A 26,073-nucleotide genomic window follows, 5' to 3' on the forward strand; every position below is an offset into this window, starting at 1 on the left:
CCCCCCCAGGCTGAGTGTGGACTCGCTGAACTGTGCCAATCTGAGCCCGGAGAGCCTCTGTGATCAGAGCAGTTTCACCAACAGACTCAACTGGCTGGCTGGGTCTGGTCCCAGCTGTGATCCCAACATTGCCAGCTACAAGGTCTACTATGGTCGCTATCAGCAGGATACCCTGGGGCTGTTGACCAGTGTGGAGGCCCCCACCCTGAAATATGACCACACGGGTTTGTCGACCGTGGCGGGGTGTTACTATGTGACCGCTGTCAGCAAGCGGGGCCTGGAGAGTGCGCCATCCAACAAGGTGTGTGTGGATGCGTGCCCGAGTCTGGTTTTGCCCAATGTGTTCACCCCCAATGGGGATGGCAAGAATGATGTGTTTCAGCCACTGCGGTGTCCGCGGTTTGTATCCAGCATCAGTTTTGTGGTGTACAATCGGTGGGGGGCCAAGGTGTATGAGACGAGCGGCTCGAGTTTAGCCTGGGATGGCAAGAGTGTGGATGGGGTGGACTTACCGACGGGCTTGTACTATTATCAGGCGACGGTGAGTTATGCCATGTTGGACAAGAATTTCCCTCCTCAGGTCATCAAGGGCTGGGTGCAGATCCTCAGAGAAGGCGTTTCGGCTAGATAGGTAACTAAGTGAAGAGGGTGGAGTGAGTGATGTAGGTGTTATACAGACTACATCACTCATTCCACCCTCTTCACTTAGTTACCTACTCCACTTAATTTATTTCATATTATGATATACCATCTGCACATCGTCGTCTTCTTCAATGCGTTCGATGAGTTTTTCGACATCGGCGACTTCTTCGTCGGTTAATTCTTTATAGTCATTCGGAATTCGCTCGAATTCGGCTTGTTTAATGTCGTAGCCTTTTTCTTCCAGAAACTTCTGAATACTCCCGAAAGCAGTGAATTCGCCGTAAATTATATACTGATTGGCTTCGTCGTCCAGTTCAATATCATCTCCTCCAACGTCAATCAATTCCAGTTCAAGCTCTTCCTGATCAATCCCGTCTGCCGGAATTCGAAATACCGATTTGCGGTCGAACATGAAGTCGAGCATTCCCTGTGTACCCAAACTACCGCCAAGTTTGTTCAGGTAACTGCGCACATTGGCAACTGTACGGTTGTGGTTGTCGGTAGCCGTTTCAATCACGAGCGCAATACCATGTGGGGCATAGGCTTCGTACACAATTTCTTTATAATCCTCCTGCTCTTTCGACGAGGCTTTTTTTATAGCCCGATCTACGTTTTCCTTCGGCATGTTAGCCGCTTTGGCATTCTGGATAATGGCCCGAAGCCGACCATTGCTATCCGGATCGGGACCGCCACTTTTGACGGCCATCACGATATCTTTTCCGATGCGGGTAAAGGTCTTGGCCATTTGCCCCCAGCGTTTCATTTTCCGGGCTTTCCGGTATTCAAATGCGCGTCCCATTTCTTTTTTTTCTAAAACCGCAAAGTACGCTAAGAGTAAAGCAAGGTTCGCAAAGTAACTCTGCGATCTTCGCGTATCCTTTGCGCCCTTTGCGTTTAAATTTTATTCGTTAACTCTTCTTCAAATTCAATTATCTCCTGTCCGCGTAGCAAATCCTCGAAAGTTTCGCGCTGGCGAATCAGGTAAGGCTTGCCTTCATAAACCAGCACTTCGGCAGGACGAAAACGAGCGTTGTAGTTCGACGCCATGCTGAAACCATAAGCTCCCGCATTCTCAAACGACAGCACATCGCCAGGACGAACTTCGGGTAACGGTCGGTCGGTGGCAAAGGTATCCGTCTCGCAGATGTACCCTACAACATTATAGATTTTCGTAGAGCCTGCCGGATTTGAGATGTTTTTGATATCGTGGTACGAATCGTACATCATGGGTCGAATAAGGTGATTCAGGCCCGAATCTACCGCTACGAATGTCCGGGTTGGGTTCTCTTTGACAATATTCGTTTTTACTAACAAATGCCCACTCTCGCTTACCAGAAACTTGCCGGGTTCGAACCATAACTCCAGCTCACGACCGTATTGCCGACAGAAATTATGGAAAGCAGCTGAAACCTGGCGACCTAATTCGGGAACATCCGTAATATGATCGCCTTCTTTATAAGCCACTTTAAATCCACTGCCGAAATCAATAAATGTCAGGTTTGGGTAATCACTGGCAAGGTCGAACAGTACCTCGGCACCCTTTAGAAATGCATTGGCGTTCTTAAAATCCGAACCTGTATGAATATGCAGACCCGTTACCAAAATCTGATATTGATCAACCAGTGCTAGCATTTCAGTCCGTTGCAGAATTGAAATCCCAAACTTAGAATCGGCGTGACCCGTCGAAATCTTGATATTGCCCCCTTCGCTGATATGCGGATTAATTCGAATGCTGACAGGGACCTCACTCCCGTAATTTTGCCCAACCCATTCCAGCAGCGATAGACTATCTACGTTTAATTGCAGGCCCATGTCAATAGCTTCCCGAATTTCTTCGAACGAAACTCCACTGGGTGTAAACATAATCTGACCGGGTGTAAAACCTGCCAACATACCCATTCGCGCTTCGTTGACAGAAACCGAGTCCATTTCTACACCCTGCTGCCGCATCAACTTCAGGATCGACACGTTAGTAAGCGCCTTAGCAGCGTATTTTATTTTGAGGTTAACCCCGGCAAATGAGGACCGAAGTAAGCCTATTTTTTCGATAATTTTGTCGGCATCATATACATACAATGGCAGTCCGAACTCGTCGGCAATGGCCAGTACATCAACGCCCTGAATCTGGTAGGTTTGGTTATTTAGTTGCATAACTTTGTCAAACGAGCCGCAAAATTACGCCATCTTTCCCCCATGTACAAAATTCAATTTCTCTTACTACTCACGTTATTAAGTCCGTTGGTGGTATTTGGCCAACAGACTTCGAAACGGCATCTGACTAACGAAGTACAAACCAGCCGGCAAACGGCTTTTACAGCCCACCTGCTCACCGATCAGGTGGAACCCGAAAAAAAGTACACATACGAACTGTCGATCGAGGGCCAGAAGGTGAGCCTGTCCTACCCGACCCAGTTTCAGACCCAACGCCTATGGCAGTGGCAGACCGACCCTCCGACGTTTCGCTTCGGCGTCGAAAATTGCACCTACGCCAACGAACTTGAGGTAGATCTCCCGGCAAACCCTATTATCATTTGAAACATAAAACAGACTTCCCGTTCTCGCTTGGCTTCGCCGAGTGAGAACGAAACAAAAAAATATGACTTTCCACCAATTCCCCGATTACGCGACCCTGTCGCAGTACACTGCCGAACACATTGCGGCTATTATTAACCAGAAACCAGATGCGCTGCTCTGTTTAGCATCAGGCGATACACCCATTGAAACTTATCATCGGTTTGTGGATTTAGTAAAATCTGACAAAGTCGATATTAGTCAGTGTACGTTTGTGGGCCTGGACGAATGGGTGGGTTTTGGGCCAGAAGATGTGGGTAGTTGTTCGTACTACGTGTTCCGCGATCTGTTTACCCCCCTGAATCTTCGCCCAGAGCAAGTTCATGTGTTCGATGCAAAAGCAACTGACTTAGCTGCTGAATGTGCTAAAATCGATGCCGTTATTAAAGCGAAAGGCGGATTGGATTTATTGCTGGTTGGCATGGGCATGAACGGCCATATTGCGCTGAATGAACCGGGTACACCATTTACACTAGGTTGTCACGTGGCTGAACTGGCCGAAAGTACGAAAACCGTTGGCCAGAAATATTTCGAGAAAGAAACAACGCTGACCCAGGGTATTACCATCGGACTTCGTCACCTGACCGAAGCGAAGGAAGTAATCCTGTTAGTAAGTGGCGCGAAAAAAGCACCCATTCTGCGCGATGCTTTAAAAGGACCTATAACAGAACAACTTCCTGCGAGTATCCTGCAAACACACGCTAACGGTCAGGTTTGGGTCGATGAAGCCGCTGGAAGTTTACTGGCAGGGTTTTGAGTTTGTGGCCTATAGTTCGTAGTTTCAGGTTTAATCCGGGCCGCTAGTGCGGTTCCAGGTTGAACTTGAAACTACGAACCTGAAACTTGAAACTCGTTGTCTATCTCTCCTTCCTCCCAGCTCTCCGCCGTTTCCCGTCGGACTGAAATCCTTGCTGGTATTTCTACTTTTCTGGCAACGATGTACATCATTGTTGTCAATCCGGCTATTCTGAGTCAGGCTGGGTTACCGTTTAGTGGTGTATTGACCGCTACGGTATTACTGTCGTTCTTTTGTAGTTTGATGATGGGCCTTTATGCCCGCAACCCGATTGTAGTAGCGCCGGGTATGGGACTCAATGCCTTCTTTACATTCACAGCTGTTAAAGGAATGGGTATTAAGCCCGAAGTAGCGCTCGGGGCTGTATTTTGGGCGGGGGTTTTATTTCTATTATTATCCGTTCTGAATATCCGTTCAGCGATTGTGAAGGCGATTCCTCAGCCATTACGTTATGCGGTTTCAGCAGGCATTGGGTTATTTATTACCTTGATTGGCTTCGAGAATGCCAGGTTCATTATAGCAAATCCAGCTACCTTAGTCAGCATTGCGCATTTCAATGATCCAATTGTACTAACATTTATTTTCGGTTTGTTGCTGACCAGCATTCTAGTCGTGCGTGATGTGCCGGGGGCCATTATCATTGGAATCATCCTGACAACATTAGCCGCCTGGCCAATCGGCCGATTTTGGGGAGATGCATCAGCCATTAATTTCGGGCAGAAAACCCTGGTCAATTTTCAGGGGCTTTGGGCTGCCCCTGATTTTTCACTACTTGGTAAATTAGACTTAACGGGTTCACTATCCTGGTCACTCTGGCCGATCATTTTCGCCTTTGCTTTCACCGACTTATTCGATAGTTTGTCCACATTTGTCGGTGTGGCTGAAGCAGGTGGTTTGCAGGATGCTGACGGCAATCCGCGCAACCTGAATCGTTCTTTATTAACGGATGCTGTTTCAACAACGCTGGCGGGTCTGTTTGGTACCAGTCCTGGAACGGCTTACATCGAATCGGCGGTGGGGATTGCGCAAGGCGGGCGCACAGGCTTGACAGCGATCGTGGCGGGTTGTTGTTTTCTGCCGTTTCTGTTTCTATCGCCCTTGTTATCAGTCATTCCGGCTATTGCTACCGCACCGGCATTGGTATTAGTTGGCGCATTTATGATGAAGCCAATCACTCGCATCAACTGGGGACAATTAGACGATGCACTCCCGGCCTTTCTAGCCCTCGTTCTCATTCCATTCAGCTATTCCATCACACAGGGGCTCATTTGGGGCTTTCTGTCGTGGACAGTTATCAAGCTTGCCATTGGCAAAAGCCGGGAAGTGTCGTCGGGCCTATGGATTGTTGACATGTTTTGTGTGCTGGCGCTGACAAGCGGGCATTGATCAACAGCTATCAGCCCAGAGTTTTAACTCTGAGACAACTACCAATGACACTGATTACTAACCGTTTTAACGGTTAAAGTAAAACCTCATTTTCCTCAATCCACCGATTAAAATCGGTGGCTGAAATTCTTATTTTTATTATGAAAAAAGCAATTCTATTTCTCCTTTTCCTTTCCCATTTCACGTTTGCCCAGCGTTATAAACCTAAGAATATCACGGGCTTATTGGGTGCCTTTGGCGCCGAAGTAGCGTTGGTCAAAGAATCATTGAAAAAACCAAAAACTATTCTGGTTGATGGTGTCACATTTACGACTGGGCGCATTGGTAACCAGCGGGTTGTCGTGGCAGAAACGGGTATTGGCAAAGTTAATGCGGCTATGACTACGGCGTTGATGCTCGATCATTTTCGCCCTCAACGCATATTGTTCACCGGCATTGCAGGTGGCACTAATCCAGATCTACAACCCGGCGATATTGTTATTGCCGGGCGGATAGCTCATCATGACTATAGCTCAATTACTGACAAAAATACCCCAACCCGTCAGACGCGAAACGCGATCACGAACGAGTTTAATCCCGTTTATTTCCCCGCTGACTCAAGCTTATTACCACTGGCTAAAACCGTTGTAAAGAGTGTTTCACTCGAAGGTATTCCGTTGGCATCGGGGGGCGTTTCAGACCGACCCGTTAAGGTTATAACAGGAACCGTTGTGACGGGCGATGTATTTGTAGCTTCATCGGAAAAAGGCAAAAGTTTACGCGCCGATTTTGGAGCCGATGCGACCGAAATGGAAGGAGCCGCTATTGCGCAGGTCTGTTATCAAATTCAGGTACCGCTTCTGATTATTCGCAGTCTAAGCGACCGAGCCGATGCCGAAGCGCACATTGCCTACGACAAGTTTTACCCAACGGCTGCCCGAAACTCCGCCAAACTAGTCATTGCGTTGGTGAAGGCGTTGTAATCTCCGCTCCCTCAGAAAAAGTTACCTTTTGTTGGGGACAGCCAACTTTTCATTCATATTTGAGCAAGATCAACGCCTTCACTACTACGCTTCTTATACCTAAAGTCAGAAGCGTTTCGCTTTATATATGACTCATTTATGAACTACATCATCGCGTTCCTTGCTCTATGTATATTTCCTTCGGTTCTTTTCGGCCAACAACTAAAACCGGGTTTTGATAAAGCCGAATACATCGAAATGCTTAAAGTATCGGCACAATTTGGCGACTCTACCTATGTGCGCGCTTTTCCTGTTCCTCAGCAATTCAAACTTATTTATCGTTCTAAAGTAGTTGGGCTGGATAATAAGTGGGATTTATGGGGCAATAATCAAGGTGTTGCTGTCATTAGCCTTCGAGGAACAACGGCAAACAGCGTTAGTTGGTTGGCCAATTTTTATGCAGCCATGGTTCCAGCCAAAGGGGAATTACAAATCAGCGATACCGAGAAATTTGCCTACGATCTGGCTTCTCACCCTCAGGCCGCGGTTCATGTGGGTTGGTTAGTCAGCACCGCTTTTCTGGCTAAAGATATTCTGCCCAAAATCGATTCAAGCTACCGGGCTGGCGTTAAAAACATTCTGATTATGGGTCATAGTCAGGGTGGAGCCATTGCCTTTCTCTTGACCTCCTATTTGAAAAATCTGCAAAAGCAATCCCGCCTTCCCACTGATATTCAACTTAAAACGTACTGTAGCGCAGGCCCTAAGCCTGGTAATCTTTATTATGCGTATGAGTATGAGGCTACTACGCAAACCGGTTGGGCTTACAATGTGGTCAACTCGGCAGATTGGGTGCCAGAAGTGCCTTTTTCGCTCCAGACAGTCAACGATTTTAATCCCACAAACCCTTTTATTGGAGCACCCACACTAATTAAGAAACAGAAGCTTCTCAAGCGTATCGTCTTAAAATATGTGTATAACAGCTTGAGCAAACCATCGTTGAAAGCCCAAAAGAACTACCAGAAGTATTTAGGAAAGATGGCTTCCAGTACGGTCAAAAAGACGCTGAATGGCTATGTGGCTCCCCAGTACTATAATAGCAATAATTACGTCAGGACTGGTAATACCATCGTTTTGCTAGCCGATAGCACGTACTTCAAGAAATACCCAGACAGTAAAGAAAAGGTCTTCACGCATCACTTTCATCCGCCCTATTTGTATCTGGCAGAGAAGTTGCCATAAGCTGTTAGAGATACAACTGCACCATTTTCTGCCAATCGTCGGCCTGATGTGCCCGGCCATCCCAGAGGTATAGTTCGTGCGATACGTTTTTTGCCCAAAGCGCTTCGCTTAGATTAAGGTTGCTATGTAGAAAGGGGTCTTCGGTACCAATTGTCATGACTATTTGCAGCCGGCGTAAATGGTCGAGGATAGCGGGGTCATTCAAATTAGGCAGAAAATGATTCGGGCTATGAAAATAAATTTCCTCGTCATAATAATCATCGAATAAACCCCGAAATTCGGCTACAGGCTCCGATAAGTTGTAGCGTCCGCTAAAGGCAGCTACCTTCCCAAACCATTGTGGATGCCGCAATGCGATATTCAGGGCGTGGTAGGCTCCAAGACTACAGCCGTGCGAAATCATAAACGGCTGGGGGTTTTTCAGACGGGAAAGAGGCAAAACTTCGTTTAAAATATACTGTTCGTACTGCCCATGTCGCCGAATACGATCCTGAGGAGTTGCATACCGATTGTAGACGCTTTCGCGGTCTACACTATCTACACAAAAAAGTTGTAACCATCCATTTTCAATTCGATCAGCGAGAGCATTGACAAGGCCTAAATCTTCATACTCATGAAACCGTCCACGGCGGGTTGGGAATACCAATACTCTGGCACCTGCGTGACCAAAGACGAGCAATTCCATGTCACGGTTCAGATTCGGGCTAAACCATTTATGATACTCACGATGCATAGCGGTATACATTAAGTATCCGTGAATTTGCAACAGTTATTGGAGAAAATTGTTGCTAATGAGGTAAACAAATCATTAAAAAATCCGGGCTTGTTGTTGGAGTACCTGTTGCCATATTCGATACCCTGCCGGACTTAAATGCAATCCATCATTCTCAAAAAAATCCTTACGAGGACGGCCATCAGCGCCAAGCAAAGGTGCCGTCATATCAATATATTGATAATCAGAATATTTTTTAATTTCGCTACCAATCAGTTTATTCGCAAACCGTATTTGGTCAGCAATTCCCAGACGAACAGGGCTGATTTTGATCGATAAAAAAGAGAGTGGTATTCCAGGCAATACACTACTGAGTTTTTCGGCGAAGGCACAGAAAAAGAGATATACTTCTTCAGGATTCCGGCCGTCGCCAAGGTCGTTATCACCTGCATAAAACACGATAGACTTGGGGTTTGCCGGGATAATCACCCGCTCAAAAAACCATGCACAAGCCGCTAGTGTAGAACCCCCAAAGCCTAAGTTAAGCGTATTGATTTGTGGAAAATCCTGTGCCAGCGTCGTCCAGAGCCGAATGGATGAACTGCCATAAAAAACGACTCGATCCGAAGCCGGTGGCAAGCTACTCAGTTTACTTTCTAATTGGCGAATATCAGCTTCGTACCAAAACATTCAGTTGCGTTTATCAATTAACTTTTACTCTCTTCTGTTCTTATTTTTTTAGAACCTCAGGTATTTTTTTTTCGTTCGATACCGCCAAACCTGCCATCCATTTCCGTATCATGTTGGCCAATGGTCGAAATTCGATCAAAAAGCCATCATGTCCGTACAGAGAATCAATTTCTTCATAAGTAGCATCGGGAATGTGGCGCGCCAAAAACTGCTGTTCAGTTGGAGGGAACAGCAAATCAGATCGGATACCCACGACTAACGTATGCGCTTTAATTTGCCCCAGCGCATTGAGTATACTGCCTCGATTACGCCCCACATTGTGCGAATCCATAACTTTCGATAGCGTCCAATACGTAAATGCATTGAATCGGTCAGCTAGTTTTTCTCCCTGATAACGTTGGTAACCGGCTGATTTATAGCCATCCAATTGCTCATTGTTGTCGAGAGCCTGAGTAAAGCCATACGTATCGTAGTTACGATACGAAATCATAGCCATAGCCCGAGCGGCTTTCATGCCCGCCAAACCCGCATCATCGCGCTGTTCACGCCAAGTTGGGTCGGCTTCAATGGCCATCCGTTGTGCTTCATTGAAGGCAATACACCAGGGAGATGCAACTGCGCTAGCCGCAATAACGATCAGATTTTCAATAAGATTAGGCTGGAGAATGGCCCATTCCAGCGCCTGCTCTCCTCCTACCGAGCCCCCAATACAGGTATGAATTTTTTCGATGCCCAGCTCCTGCCGAAGCAAGTCCAGCGCATTCACCATATCCCGAATCGTGACTACAGGAAAATCGTGGTGAAAGGGTTTGCCACTTACAGAATTCACAGATAAGGGGCCCGTAGAGCCATAGCATGAACCTAGTACATTGGCACACACGACAAACTGCCCTGCCCCAGACTTGGCTTCAGGGTCAAAATATTTACCTGGGCCAACCATACCACCCCACCAATCACCCGCGTCGGCATTTCCGGTCAGGGCATGGCATACCCATACGACGTTCGACTGATCTTCGCTGAGTGTACCGCGTGTGGTATAAGCCAGTCGAAAACCCGGCAAGCTTTCGCCCGATTCGAGTGCGAACGAATATTTATAATCGAAATACTGGAGATTCAATCAAGTTTCAAGTTTCGGGTTTCAAGTTTCGGGTTTCAGGTTCCAACTTAATGTCTGGAATCTGAAACCCGAAACTTGAAACAATTAGACACCTACCGGTTCGGCAATTTTTGCAAACGCCTGTTCGAAGTCAGCTTTAATATCATCGATATATTCTATACCCGCTGATACTCTCAATACGCCTACTTCGACACCTGCACTCGCCTGCTCCTGCTCACTCAACTGCTGGTGCGTTGTAGCGGCTGGATGGATAATAAGCGTTTTCGAATCGCCAACGTTAGCCAAATGGCTTACTAACTTCAGATTATTCACAAACTGATCAGCCGCTTCTTTATCGCCTTTTATTTTGAAGGAGAATACACCTCCAAAACCGCGTTGCAGGTATTTTTTAGCCAGATCATGGTAAGCACTACTTTCCAGACCGGGATAGTTTACTTCTTCAACCTGATCGTGTTGTTCGAGCCATTGCGCCAGCGCCAGGGCATTCTGCACCGTCCTGTCTACCCGCAGTGAAAGTGTTTCCAGACCTTGAAGCAAAAGGAATGAGTTGAATGGACTAATGGCTGGACCATAGTCACGCAGGCCTTCAACCCGGGCACGAATAATAAACTGAATATTGCCAAATGGCCCACCCACTCCAAACACATCGCTGAATACCAGACCGTGATAGCCTTCCGACGGCTCACTGAATTGCGGGTATTTTCCATTGCCCCAATTATAAGTACCACCATCGACAATGACTCCGCCAATACTCGTACCATGTCCGCCAATCCACTTCGTTGCCGACTCAACGACCACAGCCGCTCCGTGTTCGAGAGGCCGGAAGAGATAGCCACCAGCGCCAAACGTATTATCGACAATCAGGGGTAAATCGTGTTCCTTCGCCAGAGCGGCAAAGGCATCAAAGTCAGGAATATTGAAACCGGGGTTTCCGATGGTTTCGAGGTAAATCGCCTTCGTCTTTTCATCAATCAGTTTAGCGAATGATTCAGGCTTATCGCCATCAGCGAATCGGGCCTCTATACCTAATCGTTTGAAGGAAACCTTAAACTGATTGTAAGTTCCTCCGTATAGGAATGAAGTCGTTATAAAGTTATCACCTGCACTCAAAATATTACTTAGCGCAATGAACTGAGCAGCCTGCCCCGAAGCAACTGCCAGCGCAGCTACACCCCCTTCGAGAGCCGCTATACGCTTTTCAAATACGTCGGACGTCGGGTTCATGATCCGAGTATAAATATTGCCGAATGCTTTCAGGGCAAACAAATCGGCACCGTGTGCTGAATCGTTAAAAACAAACGAAGTCGTTTGGTAAATGGGAACAGCCCTTGCGTTTGTAGCCGAGTCTGGTTCTTGACCAGCGTGGAGCTGGAGGGTGTCAAAATGAAGTTCAGACATGAGTTTAGTAATTAGTGGTTTAGGAACTCGTAATTAGTTGGTAAGCAGATTATGGTTAGCCGTGAGTGATCAGGTAATTTCCTGTAGCGATTCGGATAAATTTCATGGGAATAGATAAGCGGGTAATGAATACTGCCAATGGATTCTAGACAGCAAGGCGCACAAAAAACCCTCCCGGCTTTCGTGGTGGTTGGTGGTGGCTGCTTAGTAGGCCCCTACGGGCCATCCGGCCTGGGGCATACATTGCTTCTTGTAGAGCATGTGAGATCCGATTTATAGTCCCTAAATAACTTTAGGCAGGAGTTAGCACCTTGCCGTGTGGTAGGTTGCCAGTGGTTCACAGAGCCTGATCTCTCCCCACTTCTATATAAATCAACGCGCGCCGATATGACTTAAAAAGGCGCATAACAATTGACTTGATAGCGCAAGTATACTAGCCAAACCGTGCGAATCCAAACACCCTATGATTTTTCTAGCCGTTAGTACATTTTTTCTCTTTTATCGACCACCTGTCATTTATTAAGTCAATTCCTTGTTTACTTTTGTAATAAGACCTCCAGCCCATGAGCCAAACGTACCGTTACAACCGTGAAAACGCTACTCGAGTGGCCGGAGTCACGTCCTTAAAAGATGCCATTGGGCAGTTGTTAAAAGCCTACCAACTCCAGACTCGCTTTAATGAAACCTATCTGGAAGCCTTTTGGGGGCGTATGATGGGACCGGCAATTGCATCACGCACAAACAGATTATATGTCCGTGACCGCAAGCTTCATATTGAGATTGGGTCGGCTCCGCTTCGTAACGAACTCGTTAATGCCAAGCAGAAACTCATTCAGTTAATCAATAAAGACATGGGATCTGACGTGATTGACGATGTGATATTCATTTAATTCAAAAAGCCAGATTCCTTGTTAGATACGCCATGTCTCCAAAGACATGGCGTATCTAACAAGGAATCTGGCTTTTTGACAGTGCACTTACAGAATCTCCTTCTCTTCCGTCAATTGATTTGTAAACTCTCCCATGGTACTGAAATCACCAAGTGGTTTCAGGAAGCGCAACAGGTTCTCAACCCGATCAAGTAGCTCATCGCGTGAGTGTCGACGCACATAGGTTGGTATTTTCTCATAGCCCGACAAGTCGGTAAACTCCCAGGGATGAACGTATAGGTTTAAAAAACCATCGGCCTCTAGTGTTTGGCGACAAAGTAATTTGTAATAGGAGAACGGGAAATTTTTGAGGCTTAACCAGAACAAAGGTAGCCGCAATGTGGGAGTAACCGAAGCTGGAATTTGCCAGACACCTAACTCCTGAAATGGGTGCCGCGACTCGCCCAAGTGATTATATCGGCCGGGAAGCCAGGTTGGGTGCAACGACGAATTGTATTGATACCCAGCTTGATGTACATCATTGGGATCAACATAGCCCATACGTGCCCGGCGAAAACCTGTTATTGGCCGTTTGAGTAATTCTTCCAACGCCAGTCGGGACTTGAGCAAATCGGCAGGCTCGAACGTCGTATGAAAATAGCCGTGCGACGCGATTTCGTGTTTCTGTGCTAAACTCTGAATTAAGTCCGGCTCGTGGAGAGCGTAATTAGCGGTTGTAAAAAGTGTGGTGCGGGCATCCACAGCATCGAACCGCTGAGCCAGCAAGCGCAACCCACGCGTTGAAACGGCCACTTGTTCACTCAGAGGAATGTTGTGGCCGAATTCAACGGCGGTATCAAATTCTTCTACATCAACGGTGAATAAAATATTTCGTCCACCTCGGTTGGGGATTGCCATCGTGTTACAGTCTCCTCGATCTCGCTCGTATCGCCGATAATATAGGCAGGTCGACCTTTTACTTCGACGAACGTTTTGCCCAAATATACACCGATAATGCCAATCATGATAAACTGCACACCTCCTACAAGTACCATAAGCAGCACGAGCGTCGTCCAGCCCGATACAGTGGTATTTGTAAAGTAGTGCTCATATAGTGTTTCTGCACCGAACAGGGCAGCAAACAGAAACATGCCAAAACCGAGTAAAACCGACAAATACAACGGACGTGTCGAAAAGGAAGTAATTCCCATAGCTGCTAATTGCAGCATTTTACGGAACGAGTATTTAGACCGACCGGCATAACGAGCGGCTGGTTCATAGAGGATCCGGCACTGCCGGAAACCTACCCATGAAATAGCACCCCGCAGAAACAGGTCGTTTTCTTTAAATTGCTTAATGGTATTTACCACTTTCCGATCAAGTAAACGGAAGTCAGCAGCACCATCTTCGATCTCCAGATTCGAGACATTACGCAGAATCTTGTAGAAATATTTCGAGGTAGTGCGCTTAAACCAGGATAATTTAGGGTCGGGCTGCCGAACCGTGTAAACCACTTCATAGCCTTCGTGCCACTTAGCAATCAAGGTTGGAATCAGCTCGGGCGGGTGTTGCAGATCGGCATCAAGGCAAATGACCGCTTCGCCACGGGCGTTGTCATATCCAGCCCTCAAGGCCATTTGGTGACCAAAATTCCGGGAAAACGAAAGGAAACGAACAACCGGATACTCCTGACTTAACTGCCTTAGTACATAACGGGTTTGATCAGAACTACCGTCGTCTACAATCAGGATTTCGTAGGAATCGTATTGCGCCATAACAGCCATTAGCCGATGCACCAATACAGGTAAATTTTCTTCCTCGTTAAAAGCCGGCACGACCAAACTGATCATACCTGAATGAAATTTCATAGTTTATTGATTAATCAAGACCGTTACGAGCGGGGTTCTTTAAAACTGGCTATAAATATAGGTATATCTACCTAATAATTCAAAAATATTAACAATACATAATACAATCTTTATTTTACACTGATTATACTCTCTATAGTACTGATTGACTATCAGGTAGATTTCATTACAATTCATCTCAAAGAGCGCAAGACTGTTGATCTCGTTTCAACAGCTCCAAGAAGTAAGTTAAGCCACAACAGGCAAGGTTAGCTGCTTATATACGCTAGTATCTCATCAATAAGTACCTGACTACACAGGCCAAAATCGTAGTTCCGACTAACTTTGTTTTATTGCATCATATAGTCAGTAAGACTTGTTTACAACCACTTATTAACTCATGAAAATCACTACTCATCAACTGATAAAAAAGAAGCATCAGGTACTGGTCACTATCCTATGCTTCGTGCTATCCCTACTGGCACAGCGGCTTGCCGCTCAGGGAACGGCAACGAATAAAGTCGACTCGGCTTATGTTCGGGAAAACTATACTAAACTGGAGCGCATGATTCCTATGCGAGATGGGATCAAGCTATTTACATCAATTTATGTACCTAAAAATACCGACCAGCCGTATCCAATTATGCTCGATCGCACGCCCTACAGCGTAGCACCTTACGGGGAGGATAAATACAAAACGTCAATCGGCCCATCCATGCTTTTTGCGCGGGATGGCTACATCATCGTTTATCAGGATGTACGGGGCAAATACATGTCTGAAGGAGACTTTGTAGCAGTGCGTCCCTACATTCCTAATAAGAAAAAGAAGACAGACATCGACGAAATTTCCGACACCTACGATACCATCGACTGGTTGCTCAAAAACATTCCAAACAACAACGGACGAGTAGGTACCTGGGGCATATCTGCTCCTGGTTTTTACACCACAACAACGATTATTGATGCGCATCCGGCATTAAAAGCTGCTTCACCCCAAGCCCCTGTAACCGACTGGTTTATGGGCGATGACCGACACCATAATGGTGCATTCTTTCTCATGGGAACGTTTGCCTTTCTGTCTTCCTACGGCCAGCCTCGTCCTATGCCTACTCCCAAGAATACTCCTGGATTTTCGGCTTATGGCACACCAAGCGGCTATGATTTTTATATGAACCTGGGACCCCTTAAAAACGCGAACGAACGTATTTTTAAAGGCACGAATCTCATCTGGAACGAGATGATGGATCACGAAGCTTACGATGAGTTCTGGCAAGCCCGGACGCCCGTTCCTTATCTTAAAAACATTAAACCGGCCGTTATGACGGTTGGGGGCTGGTTCGATCAGGAGGATTTATATGGCCCGCTCAAAGTATACGCCGGTATCGAACGTAACAATCCAAAATCGCCCAACTCATTGGTTATGGGTCCCTGGATTCACGGTGGCTGGTCGCGGGGTACGGGTGAAACGCTGGGCAACATTCGCTTTGGCGGCAAGACTTCGGAGTTTTATCGGGAAACAATTGAATTTCCTTTTTTCGGACATTATCTAAAAGACAAACCCGATCCGCAGCTCCCGAAAGCCTATATTTTTGATACGGGCGCCAACCAATGGAAAAAGTACGATCAATGGCCTCCTAAGACTGCTCAGGAGAAAAAACTCTTCTTTCATCCAAACGGAAAGCTATCGTTTGATCCACCTCAAGCCAGTCCAACTCCATTCGACGAATACGTCAGTGATCCCAGGAAGCCGGTTCCTTATACATCAGAAATTCGAAATGTTCGGGGTAGCGATTTCATGTACGAAGACCAGCGCTTTGCTGCTGCGCGTCCAGACGTAATGGTATATGAATCGGATACACTAACCGAAGATGTGACAATAGCGGGAAATGTGTTGGCCGATCTATTCGTTTCCACAACCGGCACCGATGCTGATTTCGTGGTAAAACTGATTGATGTTTACCCCAATAATGCACCTAACAACAGTCCTATTCCTGGGACTAAGATGGGTGGTTTTCAATTGTTGGTACGGGGTGAAGTCATGCGAGCCAAGTTTCGCAATAGCTTTTCAAAACCCGAAGCTATGAAACCGGATGAGGTGACGGAAGTTAAGTTTGATATGCAGGATGCAGCTCACACGTTCAAGAAAGGCCATAAATTGATGATACAAGTTCAAAGCTCGTGGTTCCCGTTAGTTGATCGCAATCCGCAGACGTTTGTCAATATTTATAAGGCAACGGAAGCCGATTTCCAAAAAGCGACGCACCGAGTTTATTTTTCGCCCCAGCAGCCATCGAGCGTGACGGTGAGCGTGCTCAAAGACCCTAATTGATCAATAAATAGAACGCTGATTGTTATGATTGACGATGATAACAATCAGCGTTCTATTGACTTCACTCACTCGGCTGAACCAGCGTAAGCCGAGCTGCTTCGAGATCCAGTTCCTGCTCCATTTTACGAAGAACTTCTACATCCAGCAAACTACTTTGCCGTTGCTCTATCAGTACAGTTCGTTCAACGTCAATTAACTCCAGTTGAAGCCGGATGGCTTGTTGATAGAGTTCGGCAGGTCGCTGGGCGTTGTTCGATGCCCGAAGCATACCACTCAATTCATTAATTTTCAACTCATATTCATTTTTCACGTAGCTCAATACGTCATCATGAACCGACCCCGCCGAATGGTTGGCTTCGAGGTGAGTGATCACCTGCAAGGCCATTTTGCGCCGTAACTTGCGTTCTTCGCTTTTTTCGTCAATCTGCTCCCGAACATTCAACGATTCAACGATCACGGGCAAGGTAAGTCCCTGTACAACCAGCGTGATTAAAATGACAATGAACGTAATAAACAAAATCAGATCGCGGGCAGGAAACAGTTCCCCATTGGGCATCGTAGTTGGTAAAGCCAGTGCACCTGCCAGGGAGACTACGCCACGCATACCTGCCCAACCAATCACCACAAGCTGTTGCCAACTCGGTTTGGCTTCCCGTTTTCGAATACGGGCACTTAACCAACGAGGCACATAAGCGCCTGGAAACACCCAAACCAATCGGCATACAATAGCCACTGCACTAATCAGTAACCCATAAAAAGCCGATTCGGGAAGCGAGTACCCATTCAGATTGGAGACAATCATGGGTAGTTGCAGACCAATTAGAATAAAGACCAGGCCATTCAGCAGAAAAACAACAATTTCCCAAACCGAATTAACCTGCAATCGACTATGGTACGAAAACAACACCGATGTGCGAGTCGATAAAAAAAGCCCGGTCGCTACAGCCGAGAGTACGCCGGAAAGGTGGAAATTTTCAGCAATAAGGTAGGCTCCATAGGGCGTCAGAAGGGTTAATGCTGTACTGATGACGGCATCTTTGCTAATGATCTGGTGTACCCAAAGCATAATCCAGCCAATGAGCAACCCAATCCCTACACTGACAATGGCAATTCCAACAAATTGAAGTCCAGCCTCCCAGAGCACAAACCGATTGGTTAAAATGGCGACCAAACCATATCGGTAAATAATCAGGCTGGTCGCATCATTCACCAGACTTTCGCCTTCCAGTATGGTCGAAATACGTCTTGGAACATTGAGTCCCCGCATCACTGATGAAGCAGCTACAGCATCGGGTGGAGCAATAATAGCACCTAATAAATAGCCTTGCGCCAGCGAAAAACCCGGTATAACCGCATGGGCTACTAAAGCCACAACTGTAGATGTAAAAAGTACCAATCCAACAGCCAGTAACGAAACCGACCGGCTGTACATCTTTAGTTCGACATTATCAATTTGCCAGGCAGCCGCATAGAGCAAAGGAGGTAAAAAGATCAGGAAAACAGCATCTGGAGATAGTATATCTGATGGTAAGCCGGGTATCCAGCCAATAAGTAATCCGACAATAACCAGCAGAATTGGGTACGACATTCGGAATCGCCGAGCTACCACAGCTAGCAACGTTGTGAGACCCAGTAAACCAGTTACAATTTCAATTGGATGCATTGAGTGAACAGAATGTGGAATGATTCGGGTTGAGCAGGACAAATTAGCGATAACTTTGTTAACCGACCTACTACTACAGCTTATGCTTATTAACAAACCGCTCCGCTATGAATCCAAAGACTCGCCAACTTTCTAACCATGCGCCCCAAAATAGTCAGTTGGTTGAGCAGGAAGAAAAGCGTACTGATCTTGGTTTCGGCACTAAACTAACCGATTCGAAGATAAGGCTGGTAAATCAGGATGGTAGTTTCAACCTTGCCCGGCAGAACGGGTCCCTTTGGGATCGGCTGAATGTTTACAACCGACTGATCACGATGGGTTGGGTTCAATTTTTTAGCTGGCTCCTGGTCGCCTATCTGTTTACCAATACGCTGTTTGCAGGAGTTTATATGCTGACAGATCCTAGTACGCTTGTGGGTATCGCCGACGAAAAACTAAACGGCCCTTTCTGGAAATGCTTCTTTTTTAGCTCCCAAACGCTCACTACAGTAGGCTATGGCCATATTTCGCCCGATAGTTTCCTGACGAGTTCCATTGCCGCTTTCGAATCCATGATCGGCTTGTTGGCTTTTGCGCTGGCGACAGGGCTACTTTACGGACGTTTTTCTCGCCCCGTGGCCCATATCCGTTTCTCAAAGCAGTCGGTGTTTGCACCTTATCTGGATGTAAATGCCTGGATGTTTCGGATTATTAATACCCGAGCCAATCAGCTTATCAATTTAGAGATCACGGCAACCTTGACGCGCCTGGAACCGAAAGGCGATGGCACTCTTACCCGAAAATATTATCCGCTCAATTTCGAACGGAGTAAAGTGGCTTTCTTTCCAGCCAACTGGACACTGGTTCATCCGATTACAGAAAAAAGTCCATTGTATGGCAGCACGCCCGAAGAGCTTGAAAAAGCGGATGCCGAAATTCTGATTTCGTTTCAGGCCTTGGACGACACGTTTGTGCAGAGTGTCCATACGCGCTTCTCGTATCGATACGATGAAATTCGTTGGGGACATAAATTCCGCCCAATGTTCGACGGCGACCAGCAAACCAAACTCGATCTGGATAAACTCGACGAAACCGAAGAAGTTGAATTGAATTGAAATTTCAAAATCTAACCTGAATGCTCCCCCCTTTCTTACGTCCCGGCGATACGGTCGGTGTTGTGGCTCCTGCCAGTTGGTTCCCTTACGAAGAACTAGCTGACGGGCTCCGAATTCTTCGCGAAGACTGGCATCTAAACGTGATTGAGGGCGAAAGTCTGCACACCATTGACGGGCCATTTGCAGGTTCTGACGATCTCCGTCGGGCCGATATTCAGCGGCTATTCGATGATCCGACCGTGCGAGCTGTGTTTGCCGCTCGTGGTGGTTATGGCTGTTATCGAATTGCAGATGGTCTTGATTTAACCGGCATTAAGGCAAACCCAAAGTGGCTTGTCGGATTCAGTGACGTAACGGTACTCTTAAGTTTATTGCACAATAATGACATTGTGAGTCTACATGGCCTTATGCCCCGACAATTTGGCGACCCTGCCCGCGCGGCTTCGCTGGAATCAGTACGGCAATGGTTATTCGGTAATTTTCCTGCACACTACGTTGTACCAACCCATTCGCTAAATCGATTAGGGAACGCCAAAGGGACGCTCGTTGGAGGAAATCTAACCATGCTCATCAACTCAATCGGCACACCTACCGATGTTGATTTTACAGGAAAAATCCTGTTTATCGAAGACATCGACGAGACACTTTTCTCACTGGATCGGATGATGACTCAACTCCGACGGTCAGGGCGATTGGCTAATCTGGCAGGTTTGGTCGTCGGTCAGTTTACGGATATGCGGGTTAATCAATCACTGCCCTTTGGGAAAGATTCATTCGAGATTATTGCCGATACTGTTTCCGCATATTCTTATCCTATGTTATTCGATTTCCCCGCTGGCCATGTTGAGTTTAATCTGGCACTACCAATTGGAAAATCAGTAGAGTTGATCGTGGAGGCAGGAAATGCACGAATTGATTTTCTTTCGACAGGATTTACAGGATAAACAGGATTTGATTTGAGAAGCTAGAAACCCTGTTCATCCTGTAAATCCTGTCGAAAGAAAACTATAACCCATGTCTCTCCCTAATTCTGTTATCTGGATAACTGGTGCATCCTCTGGTATTGGGGAAGCCATCGCTCTACAAATGAGCAAACTGGAAAATGTCAAACTGGTACTATCGGCCCGACGGGAAGAGGAATTGCAGCGGGTGGCCTTACAAACAGGTTTGCCAGATTCGAACGTACTGGTCTTGCCAATCGACATGACCAACATAGATAGCTTAGCCGCCCACGTCGAAATAGTACGACAGCGTTTTGGTCGACTAGATTACCTGTTTCAGAACGCGGGAATAACACAACGTAGTACGGTTATCGACACCGATTTTTCGGTCTACAAACGTATTATGGACGTAAATTTCTTTGGTGTTGTGGCGCTCACTAAAGCCGTGTTACCACTCATGCTGGTACAGGGAAGTGGGCATTTTGTGGTCACAAGTAGCGTGGCAGGCAAACTGGGGACGAAGCAGCGATCGGGGTATTGTGCTAGTAAACATGCACTTCACGGCTTTTTCGATGCGCTCCGGGCCGAAGTCTACAATGCAGGATTACGTGTGACAATTGTTTGCCCCGGTTATATTCGAACCTCGATTTCGGTCAATGCTCTTCGGGCAGACGGGAACAGACACGGCAAAATGGATGATAATCAGGAGAAAGGAATGGCTCCGGATAAATTCGCTCAGCGTCTGTTACAAGCCGTTTCCAAAGAAAAAGAGGAAGTCTATATCGGCGGCTCCGAAATTTATGGTATTTATCTCAAGCGCTTTCTGCCAGGCTTGTTGTCGCGAATTCTGCGAAATCGGGAAGGAACGTAGGGTTTAAACGCAGAGATCGCAGAGGATTGCGCAGAGAAAACAGAGAAGTAGTCTCCGCGTATTCTGCGCAATCCTCTGCGATCTCTGCGATTAAATCCTATTGTCCGCTAGCGGTTGTCAGTTCTTTAATAGCAATGCCTTTACTGGCAAACTCCATATAGTCAGTGGTAAGGCGACAGAGCGATTTCATACCCAGTACAAAACCGCCTTCGTCAATCTGAAAATCAGGTGTATGGTGTGGGGCCGCATCTTCTACTTTTTTACCTTTCGTCATACCGCCCAGGAAGAAGAAGAAGCCCGGCACTTTCTGCTGGTAGAACGAGAAATCCTCAGCGCCTGTCTGAGCAGGCGTCAACTTAATGTTGTTTTTACCGGCTACAGCTTCAAGACTCGGCACCATCTGATCCGTCAATTTAGGGTCATTGTAGGTAACCGGATACATGACGTTAATCTTCACATCGGCTTTGGCTCCTGCGCTTTCGGCAATATTGGTCGCGATTTCGCTGATACGTCGGTGAACCAGTTGCTGCGCTTCAGGGCTGAACGTGCGGATCGTACCAATCATGTTCGCTTCTTCGGGAATGATGTTCTGACGAATACCGCTGTGTAAGGCACCTACAGTTACCACAGCCGCATTATCAGTCAGGGTAACGTTACGACTAACGATGGTTTGAAGCCCCATTACCACCTGAGCCGACGTCACAATCGGATCAACACCCGACCAGGGAGCAGCGCCGTGGGTTTGTTTCCCTTTAATTTTAATGGCGTATGAATCTACAGCGGCCATAGTCGCACCTGGCCGGTATTTGATAGTACCTACTTCGGTTTGCGAGTTGATGTGCAAGCCGAAAATGGCGTCAACTTTCGGATTTTCCAGAACGCCTTCTTTCACCATCAGGTAAGCGCCACCTTCTTCACCTTCGGGCGCACCTTCTTCGGCAGGTTGGAAAATGAACTTAACCGTACCACGAAGATCATTTTTGACAGATGCCAATATCTCGGCCGTACCCATCAGAATGGCTACGTGCGTGTCGTGACCGCAAGCGTGCATAACACCCGTTTGCTGTCCATTGTATTCGACCCTGGTTTCAGATTTGAAGGGTACATCAACCCGTTCCGTCACAGGCAGTCCATCGATATCGGCCCGAAGGGCTACTACCGGACCCGGTTTGCCTCCTTTGAGTAAGGCAACAACACCTGTTTTACCAACGCCGGTTTTAACTTCCATACCAAGCGATTGCAGGTGAGCCGCAATTTTAGCTGCTGTCTGGAATTCGCGGTTACCAAGTTCTGGATGCTGGTGAAAATCACGGCGCCAGGCGACTACTTTTTTCTCAAGGCTTTCGGCAGTTTTGTCCATCCGCGCATTTAACGTCGCCACCTGTCCGAACGTCGTTTGCGCGATAAGGCCAGCAAAGGCCAGTGAAGAAACAAATAAAGTATGTTTTTTCATTAATATGTATAATTTTTTGGCACAAGTTGAATTAGCAGTTCAAGTTACACATAAGGCCGTAGAAAATATGGCATTCCTGACAATATCTTAAAAAGTATCACCTCAAAATAACTTATAGCAATTTTATATTTTTCATCTACTGAAATAGCCAAAATCTACATTTAAACTGTACTAATCCAGAGGTTTAAGAAGTAATCAAGCGATATGGACTCAAACCCACCTCAGCCAGCCCTGCCTAAACAAACCAGACGTATTAACGTTGACTAGTTTATTTATACTCAACGCAAAACAGTCATGATTCGAACGTACATCAATGCCTTTCAGATTGGCATTATTGCTGGCATGCGCAGCATGATGGCTCCAGCTTTTGTCAGCTATAAATTGTCGCACGCATCGACGAAGCCACTGGCAAACTCAAAACTTCATTTCCTGGTATCGCCTAAAGCGACTATGGCATTAGAGCTGATGGCTGGTGGTGAACTTATCGGAGACAAGCTCCCCAATACACCCGATCGCACTGCCCAACCTCAACTATGGGGCCGGATTGCATCGGGGGCTATGTGTGGGGCAGCCCTAACCGAAGCTGATGATCTGTCGGTTGGCTATGGTGCGATCTTAGGTGCCTTGGGAGCCGCTGCCGGATCGTTCGCTTTTTTCCACCTACGCCATTGGTTGACGCATGAGAAAGACGTGCCCGATACACTGGTTGCCTTAGCCGAAGATGCCCTGGCAATCGGTGCGGGGTTGGTACTTATTAATGATGAAAAGTTTGGTAGCCTTACCGCGTAATTCAACTCTGATCCTTATTTAGTCAATAGAAAAGGCGCAGTCCGACTGCGCCTTTTCTATTGGAATAGCCTCAAAACCTTTACAGTATTGTATCTTTGCGTCCCCAAATTGTCCTCATCAACAGCATCCTGATTAACTTGCGCGACTGATTGGCAGTCTGTTTGCAGTAGTAACAGGCAACACGATCCTAATTCGCTTATTTACTCTTTCGCTTATCCAGTAATGCAGGTTCTTAAATTCGGTGGCACCTCGGTTGGTTCCGTAGAAAGCATCAAACAAGTTATCCAAATCATTGATAATCATCGCCAACAGGGTGATCAGATAGCCGTTGTATTCTCAGCAATGGGTGGCGTTACGAACCAGCTCATTGAAATTGGGCGTATGGCCACAACGGGCGAGACGGATTATATGGAACTGGTTCGGCGGATTGAAGACCGGCATTTCAATGTGGTGAAGGCGCTGATTCCAATAAAAGAACAAAGCAAAGTATTCGCCCACGTTCGAGGGATTATTAACGAGTTGGAAGACTTACTACGGGGCGTATCGCTGATTCGGGAATTGACACTTCGCACCCACGACCTCATCACGAGCTTTGGTGAACGGTTATCCACAACGATCATCACCGAATGTGTAAAAAGTCGCGGAATTCCAGCGCAGTTCTGTGATGCTCGCCAGATTATTAAAACCGATGCCCAATTTGGTCAGGCCGAAGTCAACTATACTCTCACTAATCAGCTGATTCAGGAGCATTTTGCGAAAGTGACGGTAACCCAAATGGTAACGGGCTTTATTGGCTCAACTGAAAAGAATGAGACAACAACCCTTGGTCGGGGTGGCTCCGATTATACCGCCAGCATTCTTGGTGCAGCCTTGAATGCCGAGGTAATCGACATCTGGACCGACGTTGATGGGATGATGACGGCCGACCCACGCAAAGTGCCGAATGCCTTCAATATCCCAACTATTACCTACGCCGAAGCAATGGAACTCAGCCACTTCGGAGCCAAGGTGATTTATCCGCCAAGTTTGCAACCAGCCTTTGCCCGAAACATTCCAATTCGGGTACTCAATACGTTCAACCCTACCCATGAAGGCACCGTTGTTAGCCGCACCGCTGAACGTCGGCAGTACACGATTACAGGTATTTCGAGTATCGACGATATTGCCCTTGTGAACGTGCAGGGGTCGGGTATGATTGGTGTCGCGGGTGTATCGGCGAAGTTATTTGGGGTGCTGGCTGCCCATAAAATCAGCGTCATTCTCATTTCACAAGCCTCTTCCGAACACTCTATTTGTTTCGCCATCGACCCACGTGGGGCCGAGAATGTGAAAACAATTCTAGATGCTGAATTCGCTGCTGAAATCGAACACGGTCATATTGACAATATCGCCATTGAGCGCGATTTGTCGGTGATTGCGACTGTGGGCGAAGGCATGAAAAAAAGCTCAGGTATTGCCGGGAAACTGTTTTCTGTATTAGGCAAAAACGGGGTCAACATTGTGGCCGTGGCGCAGGGATCATCGGAGATTAATATCTCCGTGGTTATCAACAAAAACAACCTCTCAAAAGCCCTTAACTCGCTACATAACATCTTTTTCCAGTCCGAAGCACGGGTGCTAAATCTGTATTTAGTTGGGACCGGATTGATTGGCAAAACGCTGCTGAAACAGATTTTTGATCAGTCAGAATACCTGCGGGCCGAGAAGTTACTGAAAGTCTGTGTGGTGGGCATGACGAATAGCAAAAAAATGCTACTCGATCCGAAAGGAATTGCCTTAGACGATTGGCGGGAACGCTTACTTACAGAGGGTGTCACCACATCGTTACCCGCTTTTGTCGATAAAATTAAAGACTACAACCTGCCCAACTCGGTGTTCATTGACTGCACATCCGACAAGGATATTGTGCAGTTTTACGAGTCGCTTTTGGATAGTAATATCTCGGTCGTTACGCCCAATAAAGTAGCAAATTCCGGCCCCTACGCCGAGTACCGCCGACTACAACGGACCGCGCTGAACCGGGGAGTTAAATTCCTGTATGAGACTAATGTCGGTGCTGGCTTACCCATCATCAATACAGTTCAGGGACTGATGACTGCCGGTGACCGTTTCCTGAAGATCGAAGCGATTTTATCGGGTACGTTATCCTTCATTTTCAACACGTTCCGTCCCGGCACATCCTTCGCCGATGTAGTGCGCGATGCCAAAGAAAAAGGCTACACAGAGCCCGATCCACGCGATGACCTGAGCGGCCTGGACGTGGCCCGAAAAATCCTGATTCTGGCACGAGAAGCTGGGTTCCCTCTTGAACCGGAAGACGTTACGATCACAAATCTCTTACCAGAATCGTGTCTGGCAGCTCCAACAATACCAGCCTTTTTCGAGGAGTTGGAACGCAATAATACTTACTTCGAGAATCTGCTCGCCGAAGCAGAAGAAAAGGGCGAAAAACTGCGTTTCGTAGCCAGTTTCGAGAACAACAAAGCGACCATTGGGCTCCGACCTGTGAATGCAGAACATCCGTTCTACCAATTAACCGGTGCCGACAACATCGTTTCGTTCACAACCGAGCGTTATAAAGACCGGCCGTTAGTAATCAAAGGTCCTGGTGCGGGCGCAGAGGTAACGGCCTCAGGTGTGTTCGCTGATGTGGTGAGTATCGGGAGTTATTTGGCGTAGTAGGATGCTCGTTTATTAGCCCACCGCTTTAGCCCTGGGAAAT

General features: G+C 47.0%; 24 protein-coding genes and 1 riboswitch. Of the genes, 13 read left to right on the forward strand and 11 right to left on the reverse strand.

Going from position 1 to position 26,073, the window contains the following annotated elements:
- Positions 1-220: hypothetical protein (locus tag GO755_RS41660; protein ID WP_227687228.1), on the reverse strand; the 220-nt coding region annotated here is incomplete at its 3' end.
- A gap of 15 nt (positions 221-235) precedes the next feature.
- On the opposite strand from GO755_RS41660, the gene GO755_RS41665 reads away from it, so the two are divergent.
- A complete protein-coding gene (locus GO755_RS41665; RefSeq protein ID WP_317166028.1) occupies positions 236-631 on the forward strand; it encodes a gliding motility-associated C-terminal domain-containing protein in 396 nt (131 codons plus the stop codon).
- Between the two features lie 96 nt (positions 632-727).
- Here GO755_RS41665 and GO755_RS36235 read toward each other — a convergent pair whose 3' ends face one another.
- The gene (locus GO755_RS36235) at positions 728-1,441 is read right to left on the reverse strand and encodes a YebC/PmpR family DNA-binding transcriptional regulator (RefSeq protein ID WP_157590336.1); all 714 of its coding nucleotides are present in this window, start codon (positions 1,439-1,441) and stop codon (positions 728-730) included.
- Positions 1,442-1,536: 95 nt separating this feature from the next.
- Positions 1,537-2,793 (reverse strand): diaminopimelate decarboxylase, encoded by a 1,257-nt coding sequence (gene lysA / locus GO755_RS36240; RefSeq protein ID WP_157590337.1) that lies wholly within the window; start codon positions 2,791-2,793, stop codon positions 1,537-1,539.
- A 42-nt stretch (positions 2,794-2,835) separates the two neighbouring features.
- On the opposite strand from lysA, the gene GO755_RS36245 reads away from it, so the two are divergent.
- From GO755_RS36245 to GO755_RS36265, 5 genes are all read left to right on the forward strand, one after another.
- Positions 2,836-3,177: a hypothetical protein gene (locus GO755_RS36245; RefSeq protein WP_227687229.1), complete on the forward strand. Its 342-nt coding sequence runs from the start codon at positions 2,836-2,838 to the stop codon at positions 3,175-3,177.
- A 61-nt stretch (positions 3,178-3,238) separates the two neighbouring features.
- Positions 3,239-3,970 carry a 6-phosphogluconolactonase gene (locus GO755_RS36250; protein WP_157590338.1) on the forward strand — a complete coding sequence of 244 codons (732 nt, stop codon included), beginning with the start codon at positions 3,239-3,241 and terminating at the stop codon, positions 3,968-3,970.
- A 96-nt stretch (positions 3,971-4,066) separates the two neighbouring features.
- Entirely contained in the window at positions 4,067-5,395 is a 1,329-nt protein-coding gene (locus tag GO755_RS36255) for an NCS2 family permease (protein WP_157590339.1), read from the forward strand.
- A gap of 140 nt (positions 5,396-5,535) precedes the next feature.
- Positions 5,536-6,357 (forward strand): 5'-methylthioadenosine/adenosylhomocysteine nucleosidase, encoded by an 822-nt coding sequence (locus tag GO755_RS36260; RefSeq protein ID WP_157590340.1) that lies wholly within the window; start codon positions 5,536-5,538, stop codon positions 6,355-6,357.
- Positions 6,358-6,495: 138 nt separating this feature from the next.
- Positions 6,496-7,578 carry a lipase family protein gene (locus GO755_RS36265; RefSeq protein WP_157590341.1) on the forward strand — a complete coding sequence of 361 codons (1,083 nt, stop codon included), beginning with the start codon at positions 6,496-6,498 and terminating at the stop codon, positions 7,576-7,578.
- A gap of 4 nt (positions 7,579-7,582) precedes the next feature.
- On the opposite strand, the gene GO755_RS36270 is transcribed toward GO755_RS36265, so the two are convergent.
- The 4 genes from GO755_RS36270 to GO755_RS36285 all read right to left on the reverse strand — a co-directional run bounded on the left by GO755_RS36270 (position 7,583) and on the right by GO755_RS36285 (position 11,495).
- On the reverse strand, positions 7,583-8,311 hold the full coding sequence (locus tag GO755_RS36270; protein WP_157590342.1) for an esterase family protein: 729 nt from the start codon (positions 8,309-8,311) through the stop codon (positions 7,583-7,585).
- A gap of 75 nt (positions 8,312-8,386) precedes the next feature.
- Positions 8,387-8,980 (reverse strand): GDSL-type esterase/lipase family protein, encoded by a 594-nt coding sequence (locus GO755_RS36275; protein ID WP_157590343.1) that lies wholly within the window; start codon positions 8,978-8,980, stop codon positions 8,387-8,389.
- 40 nt (positions 8,981-9,020) lie between these two features.
- Positions 9,021-10,097 (reverse strand): homoserine O-acetyltransferase family protein, encoded by a 1,077-nt coding sequence (locus GO755_RS36280; RefSeq protein ID WP_157590344.1) that lies wholly within the window; start codon positions 10,095-10,097, stop codon positions 9,021-9,023.
- 84 nt (positions 10,098-10,181) lie between these two features.
- Entirely contained in the window at positions 10,182-11,495 is a 1,314-nt protein-coding gene (locus GO755_RS36285; protein ID WP_157590345.1) for an O-acetylhomoserine aminocarboxypropyltransferase/cysteine synthase family protein, read from the reverse strand.
- A 270-nt stretch (positions 11,496-11,765) separates the two neighbouring features.
- Positions 11,766-11,869: riboswitch (SAM riboswitch) on the reverse strand.
- 189 nt (positions 11,870-12,058) lie between these two features.
- Between GO755_RS36285 and GO755_RS36290 the strand changes: the two genes are divergently transcribed.
- Positions 12,059-12,385 carry a DUF721 domain-containing protein gene (locus GO755_RS36290; RefSeq protein WP_157590346.1) on the forward strand — a complete coding sequence of 109 codons (327 nt, stop codon included), beginning with the start codon at positions 12,059-12,061 and terminating at the stop codon, positions 12,383-12,385.
- 87 nt (positions 12,386-12,472) lie between these two features.
- On the opposite strand, the gene GO755_RS36295 is transcribed toward GO755_RS36290, so the two are convergent.
- Positions 12,473-13,282 carry a polysaccharide deacetylase family protein gene (locus GO755_RS36295; RefSeq protein ID WP_157590347.1) on the reverse strand — a complete coding sequence of 270 codons (810 nt, stop codon included), beginning with the start codon at positions 13,280-13,282 and terminating at the stop codon, positions 12,473-12,475.
- Positions 13,231-14,232 (reverse strand): glycosyltransferase family 2 protein, encoded by a 1,002-nt coding sequence (locus tag GO755_RS36300; RefSeq protein WP_157590348.1) that lies wholly within the window; start codon positions 14,230-14,232, stop codon positions 13,231-13,233. The genes GO755_RS36295 and GO755_RS36300 overlap by 52 nt, the downstream gene beginning before the upstream one ends.
- A 379-nt stretch (positions 14,233-14,611) precedes the next feature.
- On the opposite strand from GO755_RS36300, the gene GO755_RS36305 reads away from it, so the two are divergent.
- On the forward strand, positions 14,612-16,540 hold the full coding sequence (locus tag GO755_RS36305; protein WP_157590349.1) for a CocE/NonD family hydrolase: 1,929 nt from the start codon (positions 14,612-14,614) through the stop codon (positions 16,538-16,540).
- Positions 16,541-16,601: 61 nt separating this feature from the next.
- On the opposite strand, the gene GO755_RS36310 is transcribed toward GO755_RS36305, so the two are convergent.
- Positions 16,602-18,203, reverse strand: coding sequence for a Na+/H+ antiporter (locus tag GO755_RS36310; protein WP_157590350.1), 1,602 nt, complete (start codon positions 18,201-18,203; stop codon positions 16,602-16,604).
- Between the two features lie 107 nt (positions 18,204-18,310).
- On the opposite strand from GO755_RS36310, the gene GO755_RS36315 reads away from it, so the two are divergent.
- The 3 genes from GO755_RS36315 (at position 18,311) to GO755_RS36325 (ending at position 21,109) form a co-directional block, all read left to right on the forward strand.
- Positions 18,311-19,297: an ion channel gene (locus GO755_RS36315; protein ID WP_157590351.1), complete on the forward strand. Its 987-nt coding sequence runs from the start codon at positions 18,311-18,313 to the stop codon at positions 19,295-19,297.
- Positions 19,298-19,317: 20 nt separating this feature from the next.
- On the forward strand, positions 19,318-20,241 hold the full coding sequence (locus GO755_RS36320; protein ID WP_157590352.1) for a S66 peptidase family protein: 924 nt from the start codon (positions 19,318-19,320) through the stop codon (positions 20,239-20,241).
- Between the two features lie 70 nt (positions 20,242-20,311).
- Entirely contained in the window at positions 20,312-21,109 is a 798-nt protein-coding gene (locus GO755_RS36325) for an SDR family oxidoreductase (RefSeq protein ID WP_157590353.1), read from the forward strand.
- A gap of 97 nt (positions 21,110-21,206) precedes the next feature.
- Here GO755_RS36325 and GO755_RS36330 read toward each other — a convergent pair whose 3' ends face one another.
- Positions 21,207-22,562: an amidohydrolase gene (locus GO755_RS36330; RefSeq protein ID WP_157590354.1), complete on the reverse strand. Its 1,356-nt coding sequence runs from the start codon at positions 22,560-22,562 to the stop codon at positions 21,207-21,209.
- A gap of 294 nt (positions 22,563-22,856) precedes the next feature.
- Between GO755_RS36330 and GO755_RS36335 the strand changes: the two genes are divergently transcribed.
- Both GO755_RS36335 and thrA read left to right on the forward strand, forming a co-directional pair.
- The gene (locus GO755_RS36335; protein WP_157590355.1) at positions 22,857-23,351 is read left to right on the forward strand and encodes a DUF4126 family protein; all 495 of its coding nucleotides are present in this window, start codon (positions 22,857-22,859) and stop codon (positions 23,349-23,351) included.
- Between the two features lie 222 nt (positions 23,352-23,573).
- The gene (gene thrA / locus GO755_RS36340; RefSeq protein WP_157590356.1) at positions 23,574-26,030 is read left to right on the forward strand and encodes a bifunctional aspartate kinase/homoserine dehydrogenase I; all 2,457 of its coding nucleotides are present in this window, start codon (positions 23,574-23,576) and stop codon (positions 26,028-26,030) included.
- Positions 26,031-26,073: the final 43 nt, after the last annotated feature.

Source organism: Spirosoma arboris (genome assembly GCF_009754945.1).
GTDB lineage: Bacteria > Bacteroidota > Bacteroidia > Cytophagales > Spirosomataceae > Spirosoma > Spirosoma arboris.